Below are 18862 nucleotides of genomic sequence, written 5' to 3'. Positions count from 1 at the left end.
GGTCGTCAGGCATGCAGCTGCTATGCCTGACGACTGAATGTTTTGAAGACACAGATTCAGCAGCAGCGTTATCTGATCGTTATTGGTTGTAGGCAGGGTTACGGGATTGCGATCGCTTTGCTCGTATCTTTTGATTGGCGTGCTGAGTATCCGTGGGTGACTGCACCTGCGAAGCAGCCCAGTTATAAGACGACACGATCAGCCCCGGTCCAAGATTGGGGGCAGGCACCAAATCAGCAATGATGACGACACTTGCAAAGACAGCAGCCAGAATTTTTGGATTAATTTTGAGTGTGTCCATTAACTGGCGTCCTTATCAATGCAAACGAGCAATTTTTTCTATCGTCACCATTAATTCAAAGGGGAGCTGTGACCGATTGCAATTTGCGATATGACACAGATCACAGCCTGTTGTTTAGAAGAGCTTAATTGAGCAAACTAGTAGTTTTATAGAGCAAAGCCCATGAAATCGGTCAAACAATCAAGAATTTCTTAATTTAATTCAATAGTACTATTTCCCAAATTTAATTTATGTGTATGAGAAGACCATGAGTCTGACCTAAATTCTCAGTGCAGAGCGCTGAGAATCTTTCAAAATGATGCGACGGTCATACCCCTACCCCTATCAATTTCGCAATAATTTTCTGTCCTTCTGCCAATTCCGTTAGGTTGAAAGAGACCCTATCAAACTTCGAATTATGGCCAAGGTTGTCATTGTCGGCGCTGGACCCACAGGGGCAGCTTTAGCACTGACACTCGTTCAGCGAGGAATTGACGTCACATTGGTAGAAGCAGCCCGCAACTTTCGACGAACGTTTCGGGGTGAAGGTCTGATGCCCAGTGGCTTAGATGCTTTAGAGCAAATGGGATTGTTGGGTCTGCTTGAAACAGTACCCCACCAAGCCCTAACGGCTTGGGAATATATCTTAGAAGGACGCAGGATGTTCCAAGCCCTCGAACCGTTCCAAGCCAATACCCTGCCCTGTACCTTAGTATCACAACCCAATTTACTTGAGGCACTCGTCAAACAGGCCCAACAGCATCCTCAGTTTGAGTGGATTTCAGGCACTGCTGTCAAAGCATTACTACACAAGGAGCATCGAATTAATGGCGTCCAGCTAGGAGATGGTCGCACCTTAGAAGCAGATTTGGTAATCGGGGCAGATGGCCGCAATTCCCTCGTCCGTCAGCAGGCCAACCTAGAGATGGAAACCCTATCCCATTCCATTGATTTACTGTGGTTCAAGCTAGCAGATAGCTCCTGCCTTCCCCCAGAGAATATCTTTTATGCCATCGTGCATGGCCGCCAGACAATGGGCTTATTTCGCAGTGCAGAAGGCAGCTTACAGTTAGCCTGGGCTTTGTATGACGATGATCCAACCGATTGGAAGCAGGTAGATTGGCCTCCCAAGATTGCCGCTGCTTCCCCACCTTGGTTAGCACAGCACCTGCTTCAACATACTCAAGAGATTGAACGTCCACTCTTGCTGTCTGTAGTGGTGGGTCGTTGTCCCCAGTGGTCGATGCCAGGGCTGCTAATTTTAGGAGATGCCGCCCATCCCATGTCGCCGATTCGAGCCCAAGGGATTAATATGGCCTTCCGGGATGTGATTGTGGCAGCGAATCATCTGGTGCCGATACTGCAAGGCTCCGTGGACCTTGATAGGCTGGATCAGGCTTTACCCAACATTCAAGCCGAGCGAGAACCAGAAATTATTCGGGCGCAAACCTTGCAAAATGAGGAACTTGCCCAAGGCGATCGCCTCCGTCATAGCCCTCTATTACGAGGGATCGTCAAAGCGACCTTACCGTTGAGTAGCCCCATCATCCGAGCCTCTTGGCTGCGGCGACAACAACAGCTCAGACAGGGCTTGACTGAAGTTCGCCTCCAGGTTTAGACAGACCTGGCACAATAGAATGACATGTCCCCCACAGGAAGTCCTATGCAGCTTCATCTCTGTACCTGGTTAGAAGTTGAAACTTATCTGCAACGTTCCCAAGGCATTATTATGCCGATTGGCTCCACAGAGCAGCATGGTCCCACGGGGTTGATTGGCACAGATGCCATTTGTGCCGAGGTGATTGCCAAAGGGGTAGGAGAAGCAACCGAAGCCCTGGTGGGTCCGACGATTAATGTCGGCATGGCCCTCCACCATACTGAATTTCCTGGCAGTATGAGTCTGCGTCCGTCTACTCTCCTGTTGGTAATCCGGGATTATTTGGTCAGTCTGGCGCGGGCGGGATTTCGCCAATTTTTCTTTATCAATGGTCATGGAGGGAATGTCGCCACCCTGAAGGCGGCTTTTTCAGAAACCTACGCCACAATTGCGGATTTAAATCTGCCGGAAGCGGATCAAACCCGCTGTCGTCTTAATAACTGGTATATGAATTCCCAGGTCTATCAGTTGGCGAAAGAACTCTACGGCAATCGCGAAGGCTCCCACGCAACCCCCAGCGAGGTGGCTGTCACCCAATTTGTCTATCCTGAAGCCATTAAAGATGCACCTCTGAGTGCTGAAGTGGCCTCTGGGCATCCCATTTATGGCGCCACCAATTTTCGCCAACATTACCCCGATGGACGTATGGGGTCAGATCCATCTTTAGCGACACCAGAACATGGACAGCGTCTGTATGAAGCAGCAGTGGAATCCATTGCCAAGGATTATCACAAGTTTCTAGACACTCAGTAAGGACTGAAATTAACCCTTAAACCCTGTTCGAATCATCGCCTGACGCCAGTTGATGTCGTGAGCGTAGTCTCAAAAAGGTCAATACCATCGAGGGTGGCATTGAAGAGGTTAGCATCCAAAAGATCGGCGTCGATCAGATTGGCATTGCTGAGATTCGCACCACTGAGGTTCGTTCCTCGGAAATTAGCATTGCTCAAGTCGGCACCGTCTAGGTTGGCATTGCTGAGATTCGCATTGCTGAAGTTAGAGCCTCGGAGACTGGCGTTGCTGAGATTCACATGACTCAGATCGGCACCGATCAGGTTGGCATTGCTGAGATTCGCATTGCTGAGGTCGGCACTATCCAAGTTAGCGTTGCTGAGGTTCGCACCATTGAAGTCAGCTTCTCGCAGGTTGGCACTGCTCAAGTTGGCAACAAACAGATCAGCACCGAAGAGGTCTGCACTGCTGAGGTTGGTATAACTCAAGTTCGCAGTGCGAAGATTGGCATTGCTGAGGTTCGCACCATTGAGATTGGCACGTTCAAGCATCGCCAAAATCAGATTCGCATCCCTCAAGATGGCATCACTGAGGTTAGCCTCGCAAAGGTCAGACCAACTGAGGTTCGCCCCACTTAGATCAGCACTGCTGAGAATGGCATCCCGCAGATTGGCGGCACGCAGGTTAACGTTGCAGAGATCTTTACTTTCTCCACCTTCTGTCACTAATGCATGGACTAACCTCCATTTCGGATCAATCTGCGTTTCATCCAAAATTTTGGCACCTTTGAGATTGGCACGGGCAAGGTGGGCATTATTTAGATTCGCTTCACTCAGATCGGTACCTCTGAGATCAGCGCCACTTAGATCGGCCCCTTCGAGGATGGCAAAGCTGAAGTTGATATGGCTGAGATTGGCATTGCTAAGGCTGGCATTGCTGAGGTCTGCCAGAGGCAGGTTAATACTCTTATGGGAGTTTTCAGTACGCCACTGATTCCAAACATCAGAACCACGGCAGACAAGCTGCAGTAAATCAGCATGGCTTAAATCACTTTCGATCTGAATCTGACTCATAAATTCTTTTTTTCAGAATAAATACATCGATATCTAAGCTAATTCCTTACTTTAAACCCACTTTCGTGTAAGTTTCCCTTCTATTTCACTCAATTACAACCTAATCAGCCCAGCCATGATGGATCACTGGATCCTAGAGCCTTCTCTTGCCTATCACTTCAGGCTTTGGTGAGGCATGGAAGTCTTAGTTGTTTATGTACTGTTACCTAGGAGGACTTTTGCCACCGTTTTTTCCAAACTTTGGTGGGTTCTAAAGAGGACTGTTTTTGCGCTTGCTGGCGTCGAGTCAGAATGGTAGAGGCAGGATCGTTCAGCTGAGGATCGTGATAAGGAATCGCAGCTACTGTTTGCAAATGCTCTTGCTCTTGAAGCGATAAGGCCAGACAATCAGTGAGGGTAAACCCGGCAAGAGTTCCAGTCGTGCGCCGACCTACAGGGGGACTCGCTGCGATCGCAAATCCTGCTGCCATCAATCCCGTCCGCACTGCCGCTGCACAGGAATACGTCGCCAAGCGCCCTTGGGGATGCAGACATTGACTTAACAGCTGAAAAAACTCCACCGTCCAAAGCTGCGGACAGTTTGGTGGAGAAAACGGATCGAGAAAGATCGCATCTGCGAGAAATGGCTGTTTCTGAACGACCTGAAGGGTTTGGCGAGCATCACCTATGAGTAAGTGCGCCTGACAATCGGGAGCTTGAATCTCTAAATCTTGCGCCAAGGTGTTTAAATAGGTCTGCACTCGGGGGGACCACGTTTGCAATCCGGCATTTGCGATGGTCAAAGACCGGCCTTCGGCCATCGCAGCTCTCGGTACCACGGGATTCAGTTCGAGGGCATAAACTTGCACCTGGCACTCAGGATTCATCTGCCATATCGTCTCCAAAGCCGCAGCGGTGTTATATCCCAACCCATAGCAAACATCTAGAATCTTGACCGATCCCTGCTTTGCTTTTTCCGGTAACAAGGTGGGATAGACAAACTTCCCCATTGCTTCCTGATGGGCACCATAGTGACTGTGGAAGGCTTCTCCAAACGCTTGGGAATAGAACGTAAAAGAACCGTCTCCAGTAGGCTGGGGAGTCAGCTGATCCGCACTATCCATAACCGCTAGAGATTCCGATACACTTCCCCGTCATTGCGCTTGCCTACCCGAAAGATCGATACCGTCTGCCCTTCAATGGTATAGAGGATGCGATATTCTCCCTGGTCCACGCGATAACCACCAGGATAGCCTTTCAGCGCTTTGCAATCTTGAGGTTTGGGGTCTGCTTGCAATGCCAAGACTTTGATCATAATTTGCTTAAACACCTTGAGAGGCAGTTTCTTTAAGGATTTAACAACAGGCTTAGCAATCTGCAGACTGTATGAATCAGTCATTCAAATCCGCCTGAGTTAGCCCCCGATCAGCCAGAAGTTGGTCCGCAGAGATAAATTCGTTATTCGCTTGTGTGATCGCATGTCTCAATAACGCTGAGTCAATCACATCCTCAATGGCTTCCAGATCTTGAGTAGGGATGACGGTAACCCGTCCTCGCCCCAATTCTTCTAAAAATTCAGAAACGGACATGCCCATCGAATTAATGAGCTGCTTTGCATTTTCCCACCCAGTTTGGGTAACACTGACTCGATGCCCTGTTTTAGGCTCTCCGTAGTCGAGCGGTCGGCCTTCATGGGTCAAGTTTTGCAGAGAATTCTTGTGGGTTCCTCTAGGCATATCACACCTCATAGACATCCCACTTATAGCATACGTTATAGAAATAATAATCTATAGCGTGTGTCTATTTAGTCTTAAGCGAATACATTACTACCAAGTTTTAACCTCTAGATTCTCAATTTCAAGGCCGTATTGTTAGTACAACTATTCTTTGATCTTCCAAGCATATCTAACCTGGATTATTCATGATGATCAACAAAAATCTTCTCAAACCCTTAATGGGTAGGAAGTTCAGAAATTCTTAAAAAAGATCAAAGCGTTACACTCTTTAGATCGCCAAAAGCACTATGAGGAAAGACTTTCAGAGATTCCTGAAAAATGTCATGAATAATCCAGGCTAAATGATTATCCATATGTGGCACAGCATCGCTATAAGCCAAGTAGACAACAGCACGCTCTATTGCTTTGAAATTACCTGAGATCTTGAACTAAAGGCGCAGTTTCAACTTATGACAGAGGGACAGGCAAATTAGCAATTTGGGTTTGGGTATAGACCGCATTACTTTTGGTCGTTTGCTCAATCTCTACTTGATATTGAATGTCATAGCCCGGTTTGAGCCATGCACTGAAAAAGGGTTGCACATTCAACGTATAAATATTCTTATCTACCCTGACACCATCACTGGATCGGCCCATCGGAGGCACCCGCAGCTCTACACTATGGCGGACTTGATAAGTATCCGTTTTCAGGCCACTGGCAGATTGTTTACTGAGACAAGTGACTTTCAGTTTAGTGTTTTGGAGCAGCGATCGCACATCCCCATCATCCACCAATACCAACTGCCCTACCTGCCGTTGGCTCGCCCCTTCATCGATACGGAAGGACTGGACGCGATTGGGTGAGAACCCGCCCGTAATGGTCATGACCGTCAGTGGGTCCTGTTGCTTCAGAGTATATTCCAGAGTTCCCGGCAGCTCAAAATCCAGTTGACCTTGGTTATTTTGCACCTGAATGGTTGCACCTATTTTGGTATCGCTCACCTCTAATTCAGTAGGTGACTTAGGTGCATTCCAATCGATACGGTAGTTGAGACGGGCGGTGGAATCCAAATAGGTATAGGTATCAGGGACCTTGGAATTGGGATGGAGTTGCGATCGCAATCCACTCTTCTCCGTCCAAATATTTTTCACCAAGTCCACCTGCTGACCCATCAGTTGTCCCAGCGGGGCATAGTACTGCACCTTTTCTTGAGGAATATCCTCACGGGGAACCATCACCACCTGGCCGTATCGCCCTTCTCGACCTGCTTGACCATCCTGACCGTCTTTACCCACTGCTCCACCCGTACAGTGAAAATGTTCAGTCTTATAAACACCACCATATTCCCAACGATAGGCCCACTGGGAATTGCCCTTATCTAGCTTTGGGTGATGATGTTTGTGATCAGCCCTCTGGCTACCGGTACAGGGATAGGTTTTGGTTTTATCTTTAATCCAGGGAGCATCAGCCACGCCGCGCTGCTTGCGATAGCGCTGCCACTCGCAATAGTTCACTTGCCAAGAGGTATCGATGCAACGGCATCCATACCCACCGGGTGCGCCAAGTCCCGCTTGCCCCCCTTGCCCCCCGGCATTATTTAGGGTTAGGGCTTTCAGTTGAGCCGGTTGACCATAATAAATCCAAACTTTACCGCCATCCCCTCCACGGCCACCATCCCCGCCTCGACCGCCTCGTCCACCATCAGCCCCTGTCAGATTATGGGCAGGTTGAGCTGAGTGATCACAACCATAGGCATTCTCACCCAACTGGCCATCTTGTCCCGATGTCCCAGAGCTACCCGCCACATCCACCGTCATCGGTGAACCCGTTAGGCGGATTTGGGTTTCTTGACCTGACGTCCCATTCCGACCATTGGCTCCATCTCGACCCTTGCGTCCATCTCCCCCAAAGGTTTGAGTGCCCCAAGCAATCAGAGGCTGCAACGTGGTTGGGGCAGACTGGGGCGAATAGGCAGCGCTAAATGAGGAAAAGTGGCCCAACAGAAGAGTCAAGGTACAGGCACACAAACCCAACACCCAATAGAGTTTTCGCTTCAAAAACCGCATGCTGATATTAGGGATAAAGTGGACAGAGTGAGGGGAACTGGCCAACTTAAAACCCAAGACCGCTAGTTCAGTTAAAAATCTGGGCTGGCGTCGCCGTAATTCCCTACGACTGACGATGATCCGTTTAGGTTCCAGGTCAACGGCCCTAGGCTACGGCAATACAGTCGATTTCGACCAAGACATCCTTAGGTAACCGGGCGACTTCCACACAGGCACGGGCGGGGGCAGTGGCTTCATCAAAATAACGGGCATACACACCATTCACCGTAGCAAAATCATTCATATCTGCTAGGAAAACCGTCGTTTTGACCACCTGGGCCCAGCCCACGCCTGCCGCAGTCAAGACAGCCTCCAAATTTTTCATCACTTGCTCCGTCTGCTGGGCCACATCATCACCACCCACTAAAGCACCCGAAGCGGGATCTAAGGCAATTTGCCCTGATGCGAATACCATTGCCCCTTGAGCACGAATGGCTTGGTTATAGGGACCGACCGGAGCAGGAGCATGATCGGTACGAATCACATCATGGGACATAGGACACAGCCAACTAAACACTTGGACGATCCTGCCTGGTTGTGGAATCGTCGTCAACTAATGGCTGATACCCACCACAATTTACCGATAAGACTCACCCTCGATCACATAGTCAAAATTATCTTCACCCACATTTTCAGTGAGGGTTTTCAAAATTTTATGCGGATCATCATAAGGACCACAAAAATAGCAGGGTTTGCCATCACGGCCACAGTCTAGTTTGCCTTGGCCATTCCATTCGCCTAAATGGGCTTTAGAGTTTTGAAAATCTCGATGAGGTTTGAACCCTAGCCCCTCAGCATAATCAATTACGCTATAAACCATGGCTTGCGCTTGGTCTAAAGAGATTTTTTGAGGCGGCTCATCAAATCCTTGATACGCCTGGTCAATAAAATAGGCATAGTCTTGGGTGCTGAACTTACGAGGACCTATCGTATCTTTAAGCCCTAAGCACCAATAGTCCAGCAGATAAGTACAAATCACAAAACGGTTGTGGCCGGCTTTCCGGGTCACCGTCACAATCGCCATTCCCTGGGATTCATCTTCCACGGTTGCCGTTGATGGCGTTGGGTTATCAAAGAAGTGTTCAACTGCACCTTCATTGGCCCAGCACTCGAACAACGGATCAAGGGTAGCCGTTTTGCCATGAGCAAGGGCATGTTCTTCTGCCTGCGCCCGAATCACGGCTGAGACCTCAGACACCCGCAATCCCAACTTGTGGGCAATCTGCTTTGGTGTCAAATTCAAAGCCCTTAAATTCGCAATTTCTTGCTCTTTTTCAGGTTCCATAGCGCTCCTTGATCAGGCGATATTAAGCCGTGCGGCCTCAAAACTCTCCCAAGTATGTCTCTACCTTAATACGGAATTCAGGGATCTGATGCCAAGCTCCACGGTCATTCAATAGGGTTTCTCCCGAAGACATAGAAACCTCAAACTGAGTGCCCATTTCATCTACATATTGTCCATAAGGAGGAGCCGCCTTTACAGTGTCAGGTTCCCATCCACAACAGGCGAATCGGAGGGGAGCCATCCCAAATTCCCGTTGCAAAAATTTCTCTATTTCGATGGCATCAGCGCCCTGGACAGTATAGGAAGAAGTCAGAACACCAACCTCCTGAATTTCTCCTGTTTCGCAGACCACAAACTTCAATGTGGCTGGCTTTTTATCCCACCGGGCTAGAAAATCACCACAACCTTGAGTTGAATAATGCACTCTATTAGGTCGTTGAGCCTCCGCCTGATCAGAGATGAAACCCAGAAAAATGGCAAGGACGAGTAAACTAGACTGCCAGTATTTTCTGCTTAGTCTTTTAGGGTACATCTGCAGCATCGCCACGGTTTTATCTTTCCTAGTGAAACGAACGATTGATCCAACCCACATTAGCCGGACCTCTTCGCCGCTATCCTAGCACCCACATTTCAGACAATCTTGAGTGGATAAGGTTTACACGCTATGCCGCTGCTAGCCAAACTCGGGCTAAATCAATTTGCGATCGCTCAAATGCTTTGATTTCAGCCGGGAAAATCGCGCTGACCGCTTCGGCAACCGTTCGCATCCACTGGGCATCGGCCACCAAAGCCACATGGGTAATGTCTTTGACCATATATGCCTGCTGCAAATCCTTCCACAAGGCCATTGGGTCCATGCCTTCAAAGCTCCGAATCTCTTCCAGCACTTTTACTTTGCCATGCTTAGCCAAATCCGCTTTCATTTGGGGAACAACTCGATCAAAGTCAGCAGCGGTAATGGTACCCTCGATGATCACCTCAACGATGTTGCTTTCACTGCTGCTTCGGTAAGTCATACCAGACGCTTGACTGGGTTCAGGAACCGTCAGCAACCAGGTCCGGGCTGCTTCATGTTGAGAGGGCGCAAAAGCTTTGACCTGAGCAGACAGAATATTATCAGATGCCGCAGCAATCGTCCGCACCCATTCTGCTTCTGCCACGACGGCAACATGGGAAAAGTCGTTGACATGACTGAGGCCAAACTGGGCATCTTTCCACAGGGCAATGGGATCTATGCCATCAAAACTACGGATCTCTTCCAGAAGTTTAAGCTTGCCATGCTTGGAAATATCAAGTTTCAGCCGAGCAATAGCTTGATCTAAATCAGCCTCGGTAATCTTGCCCTCAACAATCAGTTCAACAACATTACTTGTGGGGTTGTTTCGATACTCAATCACGGAAGAATCTCCTTTATTTGAGTGGCATTGCTTACAGGCTATCGTAGAGAGCTATGGAATGGCATTCTCGCACCTGAATTTCTCATAAGCGCTTGTTAAGTCCCCCTAAAACCATGCCCTATAGTGATTGCAGAGAGCTAGCATGCCGTTAGGTATAAGAGGCTATTTATTGACGTAAGACATAAATTCGTAGATTAGGCGATGTACGACTCAATACTTGTAGCTGTTGATTTCTCATTCCTTCTGGCTACATGCTGTGATCAGTAACAACGGAGTATCAATACTTTCAGGAAAGTCACACATCACATTAGGTTGAAGCTTTACATTCAACGCACTGCACTAAACCTAATCCATTTTTGATAAGCTCTACGCAACCGATTTCCACATAATGCAGAATAGACTGTACTGGTTTCATCAGCTCCAACATTAAACCCGGTAGTCATCTCCACACTATCAATATGAAATTAGTATGTCATTTACTGCTAGCCCAAATCTAAACCAAACACTACTATGATCTGAGTGATGTTAGAATTGTACTCCGTGTCAATTTTGCAACAAGAAAGGGTAACATTACGGTACCGGTACTTGTCATGCTGGTATTTAAAAAGCACTGAGGCGGTGCTGAATGCTTATAAGCAGAACATAATGTGGCCTAAAAAAAGCAGTGAAGAACAAGAGTAGTAAAGACATCAGGGCGCAATCAATTCGCAATGAAGCAAGTGCCTTTGCGAGTGTTCGCCTTGCCCGTGGCAACTTGCGTATTCAAGGCAGAGCATTCGCTACTTCTTCAGAATGGGCAGAACGGAGACGTACCCATTCTGACCGGCTGAAGCGTATCAACAAACACTTGAAATAAAGATTCAGATAACCGCAGCAGTAGTTAAGAACAGGTTTTCTAAATGGGGGCACTTGAAGATGCGCTTGAGCTACATAAAAAGTTAGGAACCCGCTACAAAGAGTACGAAACTACGGACGGCGAATTTCCGGACATCGTAGTTCTGAACGAGATGCGATATGCTCTCCGGGCTGCTATTAAGTTACTCGATCAAGCATCATTTGAACATCTATCTGATGAAGATCGACAAAGATACGATACCTCCGTGCAAGAGTTACATCACGCCCTGCGCAACGCTTATCATGACCTCGTAGATGGCTTACTCATCCAGATTACTCGCACTATGGATGCACTCATTGAGAAATATCCTGTTGCAGCAGTAAATGTGCTCAGCCAAAAGAGACTGGAAATTCTTGAGGATCTCAACAAAGTCGAACAACTTATTGCACAGTCCCGTGGGGATGGTCTGAACCGTCAAAAACTCTATGACGAAGAGATTTACGATGGTTGGTTTGAGACAATAATAAAACACTACAAGTTTATCGACCAAGTTGCACTCGATGAAGTTATTCGCGAACACGATAGGATTGAAGAGGAAAAAGCAGCCGAACAAGCCAGGATTGAAGCCGAACAAGCTAGAAAGAAAAAAGAAGAAGAAGCCGAAACTAGAAAGTTCTGGCTTTTTATAGTTCTGGCCATTTTGGGGATTGCTGTATCAACTTTGGGAGTTGTTATCGCAATTAAATGGCCGATACCTCCCCAGAACAACGTAATATGCGAGGATAATAGCTGTTGATAAGCGAAGCAACGCTCAACTAGCTCCTATTCGAAAATATCCATGTGTTATGAATGCTTTCGCAAAAATGCTTCATAACTTTTTGCGAGTTTAACGACTTCGCTTTACCGCAAGTCTACAGAAGAGTATTTTGGTTGAGTACAGGATGCCATCGCAGGAATATATTCACGAGCCTCAGCTCGCACCTGTGGAACCCAATCATTTAACCGCCGCAGAACCAGAGCACACAGAAATGCATTAGGTGCCCCTTTATTAAGAGCGCGCAATGCTTTTTCACGCTGATATCCATCGCCACTGCAGCAGTCTAACTACGGGAGCAAACGGTGGCTCTTCCACGAGAAACGCTGTGAGTAGGATGCTAGCTCAATTTCATACCGGAAGGTTCTTTCCCAATACTCTAGTTTGGCCACAGGCAAATCTGAGGTGACCCTGATATATTCCAATAGCGCTGGAGCAAATGCGCGATCGCACAATAGATACCGTACTGCTTCTAGAACCTGTTCTTCATTGGCTTGCGGATTGATTCACATCATCTCAGCTCTGGCGATATCTTCAGCCAGAGCTGAGATGGTTAGTCCGACTTGAATTGGTAGTGTTGCTGATTTTATGCAGCGTCCTACCCCAAGTTAGCTCAAGTCAAAATCAAGCCTCTAATTTTGATATAGATAAAAATCAATCAATAATTAGTTGAAGCTATATATAGATCTATGTATGATCAAGATGTTTACAGCAATCAAGGTAGTCAAAAATCGCTACCTTCTGGCATTCAGCCTAGGGCCCATATATTGAACGGCTGCTTGGATAGCTATCGCTAGGTTTTAGCTGGCTAGAACAATAGGGTTGACTCGCGTATTGAGGTTGTTACAGTTTTCTGAACAAACTTCATTGCTAGCAGCATTGCCCTCAAATTCACCCCAATCAGTCAATTACGAATCGTCTGATTCACAACAGGTTCTCTGGTATCGGGATATTCCCTGCTGGGTCCCTGAGCATACACCGTGGAAACATTTTGGAGGAAAGAATGAAAGACTATACACTTGTCTGGATATTGCTCTGGCAATCAATCTATTTCGGCCTGTTTTTGCATAGCATTCTGACGGATGCGTTTGCAGATAGCGATCAAAACCAGCAAGATTTTTAATCAAGCACATCACACCCGGAACTTGCCGATCTAACAGGATGACAAAATCAGGCAGAATAGCAAAGGCTAGTATGCTGGCCTTGTGACCTGAACCCTAAGGATAGGTATGACCTCCGAACAGCAGCATTCTTTAGAAGTACATCGACAGCAATTTCCTGCTTTAGGGAATAAGCTGTACTTCAACTACGGTGGCCAAGGCCCCCTGCCACAGCCTGCTTTCACTGCCATTCAGTCTGCCTATACCCAAATGCAAGAGCTTGGCCCGTTTACCGGGGGGGCATTGGCTTGGATGACGGAGAAAGTTGAAGGTACTAGACGTGCGATCGCATCTCAACTCAACGTCTCTCCCAGCACCATCACCCTGACAGAATCCGTATCCAGCGGCTGCAATATCGCCATGTGGGGGTTTAACTGGCAACCGGGTGATCACATTTTACTGTCGGACTGTGAACATCCTGGCATCATCGCCACGGCCCAACAGCTCAGCCATCGCTATGGCGTCGAAGTCTCGACCTTCCCCTTGATGGCGACCCTGAACGAGGGTGATCCAATTGGGGTAATGGTGGAGCATTTACGTCCCAACACACGATTGGCTATCGTGAGTCACATCCTATGGAACACTGGTCAGGTCTTACCCCTCACGGCTATGGCAGCCGCTTGTCGACAAGCCGTACCAACCGTGGCGATCTTAGTGGATGCTGCCCAATCCGTCGGGGTATTGCCCCTCAAGGTAGATGAATTGGATGTCGATTTCTATGCTTTTACCGGTCATAAGTGGTTCTGCGGCCCTGATGGGTTAGGCGGGCTGTATGTTCGAGCAGCCTCTTTGGATCGTTTAGAACCCACCTTTATCGGCTGGCGTGGAATTGATATGGATGTCCAGGGTAAACCAACAGGGTGGAAGCCAGATGGTCGTCGGTATGAGGTCGCGACTTCTGCCTTTCCGCTGTTTCCGGGGTTAACCGCTGCCATTGAACTACAGGAGCAGTGGGGAACGCCGACGGATCGCTATCAACGCATTGTCCATCTCAGTCAAATTTTGTGGGAGCTGCTCAGCACGATTCCAAAAATTACTTGTTTACGCACTACCGCACCAGAGTCCGGTTTAGTCGCTTTCCAAATTGAAGGCTTCAGCAACCATCGTCCTTTTGTACAACAGCTCGAAAGCCAAAAGATGATGGTGCGTCTGATCGCAGATCCTAATTGCGTCAGAGCTTGTGTGCATTATCTGACTTTGGAATCTGAATTGGAACAACTCGTCCAGGCCATTGAGCAAGCATTGGCATGACGGGCTGGCGTGGGCTAACGCACCGGGTGGACATACTGTATGGAACATCAAACACTTCGTTTAGCCCGGCTAATTGCAGCGATAGTGGTTATTGGCTTCGGCTGTACGAAACAAGCAGCTAATTCAATACAACCACTGGAGTATGACCAAATTCATACTTTCAAAGTAGGGAAGCACCCAGTCACCATCGAGACCCAATCCTTTTCATTCACCAAAGGAGATAATGGACCTGCCCAGCTGATTATTTCTACCAACGGGACCGAAACATCTCTTAGTTCACGATTTAACAACGATCTTTGGCTTGATATCCGACCTGGCTATCTTTCCTGGCAAGATGTCGATCAAGATCAGCTGCGTGATCTCGTTATTTGGACACCTGACTGGGATCAACTGGTCGCTTCAGCATATATCTCCAGCCAAGACGGCACACTCCATCAGCTGGCTGATCCCTTACAACAACCCCTCCCTGAAGCACCGGGATTTTGGTAGCACACTGGCAAACACGGAATGAACGAACTTGGACTATCGGCAACACAGGGCTGGGTTGAAATCCATGAAATTCAAAAGATTCTGAGATCACACCAAGCGCAAAGTGTGGCTTCAAGCATAGAAACTTAACCCCTAATGCTCCACAAATCGTTAGGCTAAATCAACAGACTTTATAGAATCAGTTTTGAAGGAGCATATGATGTCCAGTCAAGCTATCGCTTCAATTCAAACCCTCTTTCAAAGCCGGTTAGCAACTCTCGAGCATCTTTTAAAGACTGCTCAAACCCATTTCAGGGATGAATCCTTCCTACAAAAACAAATCGTGGCAGATATGCTGCCCTTCGGTACACAGGTTGCCTTCACATGCAATCAACCCCGAAACTTCGCCCTCTGGTGTGAGGGTCAACCTGCGAATAATCTCGATCCAGAGGTCACCTCCCTTGCCCAAGCCTATGAGCACATCGCCAATACTCAAAGCATGCTTATAGACATTAGCGTTGCAGATGAAAAACTGGCTGAAATCACGCGCGTTGACTTAGGCGATAATCTCTATCTTGAGCTGTCGGGAGGTGACTATATCCACGAATTTCTCATCCCTAATTTCTACTTCCATCTGGTCACTGCTTACGACATCCTGCGCATGGCAGGTGTACCGATTGGCAAACGAGATTACATGATGCACTTGGTGCCTTTTGTTAAACAGGAGTGAAGCCGAACATAACGAACTATCTCACCGTGCGTTAAAGGGCTACTAGCCGATCTTGTTAAGATAAAACAGTACCCTCGGGAGGCAGTTGATGATTCCCATCCGCGGTGTTTACGAAGTTGCGATCCGTGTCCGCGACCTCGCTAGGGCAGAGACATTTTACTGTCAGCTCCTCGGCCTAAAAGTGGGTCTTCGAGATGAACAGCGCAACTGGCTATTTCTACGAACTGGTGATTCCTCTGGCATGATCGTGTTGCAAGAGGACCAGGGACACTGGCCTACACAACATTTCGCGTTCACGGTTCGTGAATCTGAAATAGAGCAATCGGCACAACAGCTTCGGGAGAATGGCATTGCCTTGGAAGGTCCCATCGTCCATGATTGGATTCCGGCGAAGTCAGTCTATTTTGAAGACCCCGATGGTCATGCGCTGGAACTTTGTGCTGTACTGCCTAAAACCATCTAGCTGCATCCAATAATATTTGTCATTTCCTGATTTGGTGCTTGAGGTTCCCAGCCATAGCTATCTTTCAACCAGTTGCTCAGTTCTGCGGAGAAGTAAAGAATGGCTTATTCCATCCAATGTCAATGTGGACGTGTTCAAGGGCGTGTTAATCGTCCTAAAAATATCAACCGAGTGACCTGTTATTGTCGGGACTGTCAGGCATTTGCGCATTTCCTGGGCAGAAGTAATGAAATTCTCGACCCTCAGGGGGGCACAGAGATCGTTCAGATGCTGCCAAAGCATATCTCGTTTGATCAAGGGGGCGAATATTTGGCCTGTATGCGCCTGACAGCAACGGGGCTATTGCGTTGGTATACCACGTGCTGCAACACTCCCATCGGCAATACGTTACCGAGCCATAGGATGTCCTTTGTTGGTGTGGTTCATAATTGCTTGGAATCTTCTGATGTCAAACTGGATGGCATCTGCAACTCCGAAAGCGCCCACGTCAATACAGCAGGTGCCAAAGGAGATCCTAAGCCCAAGCCCACGGGTCAGGTCAAAGCGATTATTCGTAATCTGCTGATGATCCTGAAAGCACGTATCGATGGCAGTTATCAACAGACGCCCTTCTTCAAAGTGGACTCTGGTTTGCCCATCACCACTCCTCAAATACTGAGTTCGCAAGAATATGAGGAGCTGATAAATACGGTTTAAGGGGCCATCCAATCCTTTACGGTACAAGACCGACGAGTCCTAGTCCATTTAGCAAGTTCTACAGTGCCATGCCTTCTTCTCCACTCCCCAAGCGGCCGACTAACGATTACGACCACTATCATGCCCATGTCTATTTCGACGCAGACTCGGTAGAGTTAGCCTCATCTATTTGCCACCAAGCAGGCGAGCGATTTGATATTCAGGTGGGCCGAGTTCACCAAAAGTTGGTAGGGCCACATCCTCGATGGAGCTGTCAGCTTTCTTTTGGTAAGGACCAGTTTGATCGACTGATTCCGTGGCTGGAAGAGAATCGTAACGATTTAACAGTCTTTGTCCATGCCTTAACGGGTAATGATTTAGCGGATCACACGACCCATGCATCTTGGCTGGGTGAATCAGTCCCCCTGAATTTGACCGTCTTCAGCGTTGAAGAATCCGTTGCTGACGATAAAGTCTCGTCTTGAAACATCACCGGTTGATGATGAGTTTGGGTGACCTCTCTCATAGCCTGTGTGGAGTCTTCAGGTTCGTGCTACATGGGTGCGATCGCACCTACCTCTCGATACGGCTGATCCACCAAAAACGATGCGGCCTGCATGGCATTCATCGGGCGTGTAAATAAGAAGCCTTGAATATAGCGGCAGCCCAGTTCCGTCATGATCTGCAATTGCTCTAGGGTTTCTACCCCTTCAGTCACCACTTGCAGATTCAACGCATCGGCCATGGCAATCATAGAGCGAATTAACTCTTTGCTTTCCGGGCTTTCTGTCAGATCTCTGACAAAACTTCGATCAATCTTAATGCCGTGGATGGGATACTTGGCGAGATAACTCAGGGATGAGTATCCCGTTCCAAAGTCATCCACAAAAATGCTAAATCCCAACTCGTTCATTTCATTTAGATTCTTCATTACCAGGACAGAGTCTGCCAGCAAGTAGCTCTCCGTAATTTCCAGCACAACGTCGTGGGGGCTGATACCGGATACATCAATAGTGCTGAGGAGGAAGGGGATAATATCGGATCGTTCCAGCTGGCCACAGGACAGATTGACATTGAACTTCTGTTGAGGACGGGTGATGCCGCTAGCCCGCCATTGACGAAACTGCTTACAAGTTTGCTCGAAGACAATTCGGTCGATATCTATCACTAGCCCTAATTCTTCTGCCAGGGGAATAAAGCGGCCGGGCGAGATCATGCCCTTGTCGGGATGAATCCAGCGCACTAGCGACTCAATCGAGTAGATGTCGGACTGATGGATATCAATAATGGGTTCAAAATTGACGCGGAACTGTTTCTCCCGCACAGCGGTTTCTAATTCTCGTTCTAGTTCCAAGCCTTCTAAATACTCTGTCCGCATTCTTTCGTCGAAGAATTGATAGCAATTTCCCGTTGCTTTAGCGCGATACATGGCAATATCAGCATCCCGAACGACGTCATCCGCAGATTGATAGGATGCATCCCCTAAGACGATGCCAACACTCGCCGACATGGGGATTTCGGTCTCGCGAATGCGCAGGGGTTGAGCAAAGGTAGCCGTGATGTTCTGAGCCAGTTTGTAGGCTTCAGCGACCGTCAGTTGCCCCGTTAGCAACACGAATTCGTCTCCCCCCAAACGAGCCAGGCAGGTTGCATCACCGGCCAAAGTGGACAGGCGATTGGCAACCTGAATCAACACTTTGTCGCCCATAAGGTGACCCAACCGGTCGTTAATTTGCTTAAAGCGATCAAAGTCGATAAAGAAAAAGCATAGTCCTACAGCTAAATCCGTGGCGAGCTGAGCCACACACCGATTTAACTCCCGCATCAACTGGTTGCGATTCGCCAACCCCGTTAAGTCATCGTGGGTGGCATCATATTCCAAGCGCTTATTGATTTGTTCGAGATGGAGCTGAGCAGCTTGTAGCTCAGCGGTTCTTTCCTGTACGAGGTTCTCTAATTCTCGCTGGTGCAAGTCTGCCTGGGCTAACCGTAAACTCGATTCACTCTTGAGATCTTCGTAGGCCTGCTTGAGTTTGAGCGATGTCGACTGTACGGACTGTTCTAACAGTTCGCGATTGGCAGTGAACTCTTGGATGGTTTGATTGACCGCTAAGACAAAGTTGGTCCAGCCGGAAAGATTAGGGACTTCATCCACCGTGACCCCTTGTCGACGCATCAGCCGTTTGAGCATGCGGCTGAGTACGCTAGATCGATGGTCGGGAACAGGTTGGATAGCCATGGT

20 protein-coding genes are annotated in these 18862 nt (G+C 48.1%); 9 read left to right on the top strand and 11 right to left on the bottom strand.

The genetic code is table 11. The annotated features are described in order from the left end of the window. Positions 1-79 precede the first annotated feature (79 nt). Complete coding sequence (locus ON05_RS18415) at positions 80-301, bottom strand: hypothetical protein (protein ID WP_010471283.1); 222 nt, start codon at positions 299-301, stop codon at positions 80-82. Positions 302-698: 397 nt separating this feature from the next. On the opposite strand from ON05_RS18415, the gene ON05_RS18410 reads away from it, so the two are divergent. Both ON05_RS18410 and ON05_RS18405 read left to right on the top strand, forming a co-directional pair. Next, a complete protein-coding gene (locus ON05_RS18410) occupies positions 699-1898 on the top strand; it encodes an FAD-dependent oxidoreductase (RefSeq protein WP_010471285.1) in 1200 nt (399 codons plus the stop codon). Positions 1899-1943: 45 nt separating this feature from the next. Next, on the top strand, positions 1944-2690 hold the full coding sequence (locus tag ON05_RS18405) for a creatininase family protein (RefSeq protein ID WP_010471287.1): 747 nt from the start codon (positions 1944-1946) through the stop codon (positions 2688-2690). A 32-nt stretch (positions 2691-2722) separates the two neighbouring features. On the opposite strand, the gene ON05_RS18400 is transcribed toward ON05_RS18405, so the two are convergent. The 9 genes from ON05_RS18400 to ON05_RS18360 form a co-directional block, all read right to left on the bottom strand. Next, the gene (locus ON05_RS18400; RefSeq protein ID WP_010471289.1) at positions 2723-3742 is read right to left on the bottom strand and encodes a pentapeptide repeat-containing protein; all 1020 of its coding nucleotides are present in this window, start codon (positions 3740-3742) and stop codon (positions 2723-2725) included. Positions 3743-3948: 206 nt separating this feature from the next. Continuing rightward, positions 3949-4845: a tRNA (5-methylaminomethyl-2-thiouridine)(34)-methyltransferase MnmD gene (locus ON05_RS18395; protein WP_010471291.1), complete on the bottom strand. Its 897-nt coding sequence runs from the start codon at positions 4843-4845 to the stop codon at positions 3949-3951. A gap of 5 nt (positions 4846-4850) precedes the next feature. Then, positions 4851-5120, bottom strand: a complete 270-nt coding sequence (locus ON05_RS18390; RefSeq protein WP_010471294.1) for a type II toxin-antitoxin system RelE/ParE family toxin — start codon at positions 5118-5120, stop codon at positions 4851-4853. Continuing rightward, a complete protein-coding gene (locus ON05_RS18385) occupies positions 5113-5457 on the bottom strand; it encodes a hypothetical protein (protein ID WP_010471296.1) in 345 nt (114 codons plus the stop codon). Before ON05_RS18385 ends, ON05_RS18390 begins: the two co-directional genes overlap by 8 nt. A 447-nt stretch (positions 5458-5904) precedes the next feature. Continuing rightward, positions 5905-7503, bottom strand: a complete 1599-nt coding sequence (locus ON05_RS18380) for a hypothetical protein (protein ID WP_236618886.1) — start codon at positions 7501-7503, stop codon at positions 5905-5907. Between the two features lie 145 nt (positions 7504-7648). Continuing rightward, complete coding sequence (locus tag ON05_RS18375) at positions 7649-8038, bottom strand: RidA family protein (RefSeq protein WP_010471300.1); 390 nt, start codon at positions 8036-8038, stop codon at positions 7649-7651. A gap of 81 nt (positions 8039-8119) precedes the next feature. Next, a complete protein-coding gene (locus ON05_RS18370; protein WP_010471301.1) occupies positions 8120-8827 on the bottom strand; it encodes a hypothetical protein in 708 nt (235 codons plus the stop codon). A gap of 37 nt (positions 8828-8864) precedes the next feature. Then, positions 8865-9419: a DUF4952 domain-containing protein gene (locus tag ON05_RS18365; protein ID WP_010471303.1), complete on the bottom strand. Its 555-nt coding sequence runs from the start codon at positions 9417-9419 to the stop codon at positions 8865-8867. 70 nt (positions 9420-9489) lie between these two features. Then, on the bottom strand, positions 9490-10224 hold the full coding sequence (locus ON05_RS18360) for an STAS/SEC14 domain-containing protein (RefSeq protein ID WP_010471305.1): 735 nt from the start codon (positions 10222-10224) through the stop codon (positions 9490-9492). 899 nt (positions 10225-11123) lie between these two features. Here ON05_RS18360 and ON05_RS18355 point away from each other — a divergent pair. The 7 genes from ON05_RS18355 (at position 11124) to ON05_RS18325 (ending at position 17105) form a co-directional block, all read left to right on the top strand. Further along, positions 11124-11855, top strand: a complete 732-nt coding sequence (locus ON05_RS18355) for a hypothetical protein (protein WP_010471307.1) — start codon at positions 11124-11126, stop codon at positions 11853-11855. A gap of 1247 nt (positions 11856-13102) precedes the next feature. Next, complete coding sequence (locus ON05_RS18350; RefSeq protein ID WP_010471312.1) at positions 13103-14284, top strand: aminotransferase class V-fold PLP-dependent enzyme; 1182 nt, start codon at positions 13103-13105, stop codon at positions 14282-14284. 39 nt (positions 14285-14323) lie between these two features. Further along, positions 14324-14773 (top strand): hypothetical protein, encoded by a 450-nt coding sequence (locus tag ON05_RS18345; protein WP_010471314.1) that lies wholly within the window; start codon positions 14324-14326, stop codon positions 14771-14773. A gap of 199 nt (positions 14774-14972) precedes the next feature. After that, positions 14973-15482, top strand: coding sequence for a DUF1993 domain-containing protein (locus tag ON05_RS18340; RefSeq protein WP_010471316.1), 510 nt, complete (start codon positions 14973-14975; stop codon positions 15480-15482). 88 nt (positions 15483-15570) lie between these two features. After that, positions 15571-15945: a VOC family protein gene (locus tag ON05_RS18335; RefSeq protein WP_010471318.1), complete on the top strand. Its 375-nt coding sequence runs from the start codon at positions 15571-15573 to the stop codon at positions 15943-15945. A 99-nt stretch (positions 15946-16044) separates the two neighbouring features. Continuing rightward, the gene (locus tag ON05_RS18330) at positions 16045-16641 is read left to right on the top strand and encodes a DUF6151 family protein (RefSeq protein WP_010471320.1); all 597 of its coding nucleotides are present in this window, start codon (positions 16045-16047) and stop codon (positions 16639-16641) included. A 68-nt stretch (positions 16642-16709) separates the two neighbouring features. Then, positions 16710-17105 carry a DOPA 4,5-dioxygenase family protein gene (locus ON05_RS18325; protein WP_010471322.1) on the top strand — a complete coding sequence of 132 codons (396 nt, stop codon included), beginning with the start codon at positions 16710-16712 and terminating at the stop codon, positions 17103-17105. 68 nt (positions 17106-17173) lie between these two features. Here the strand turns inward: ON05_RS18325 and ON05_RS18320 are convergent, their stop codons facing one another. Next, positions 17174-18859, bottom strand: a complete 1686-nt coding sequence (locus ON05_RS18320; protein WP_010471324.1) for a bifunctional diguanylate cyclase/phosphodiesterase — start codon at positions 18857-18859, stop codon at positions 17174-17176. Positions 18860-18862: the final 3 nt, after the last annotated feature.

The sequence above is a fragment of the Acaryochloris sp. CCMEE 5410 genome (genome assembly GCF_000238775.2).
Taxonomy (GTDB): domain Bacteria; phylum Cyanobacteriota; class Cyanobacteriia; order Thermosynechococcales; family Thermosynechococcaceae; genus Acaryochloris.
This window is presented reverse-complemented; position numbering and strand designations above follow the sequence as displayed.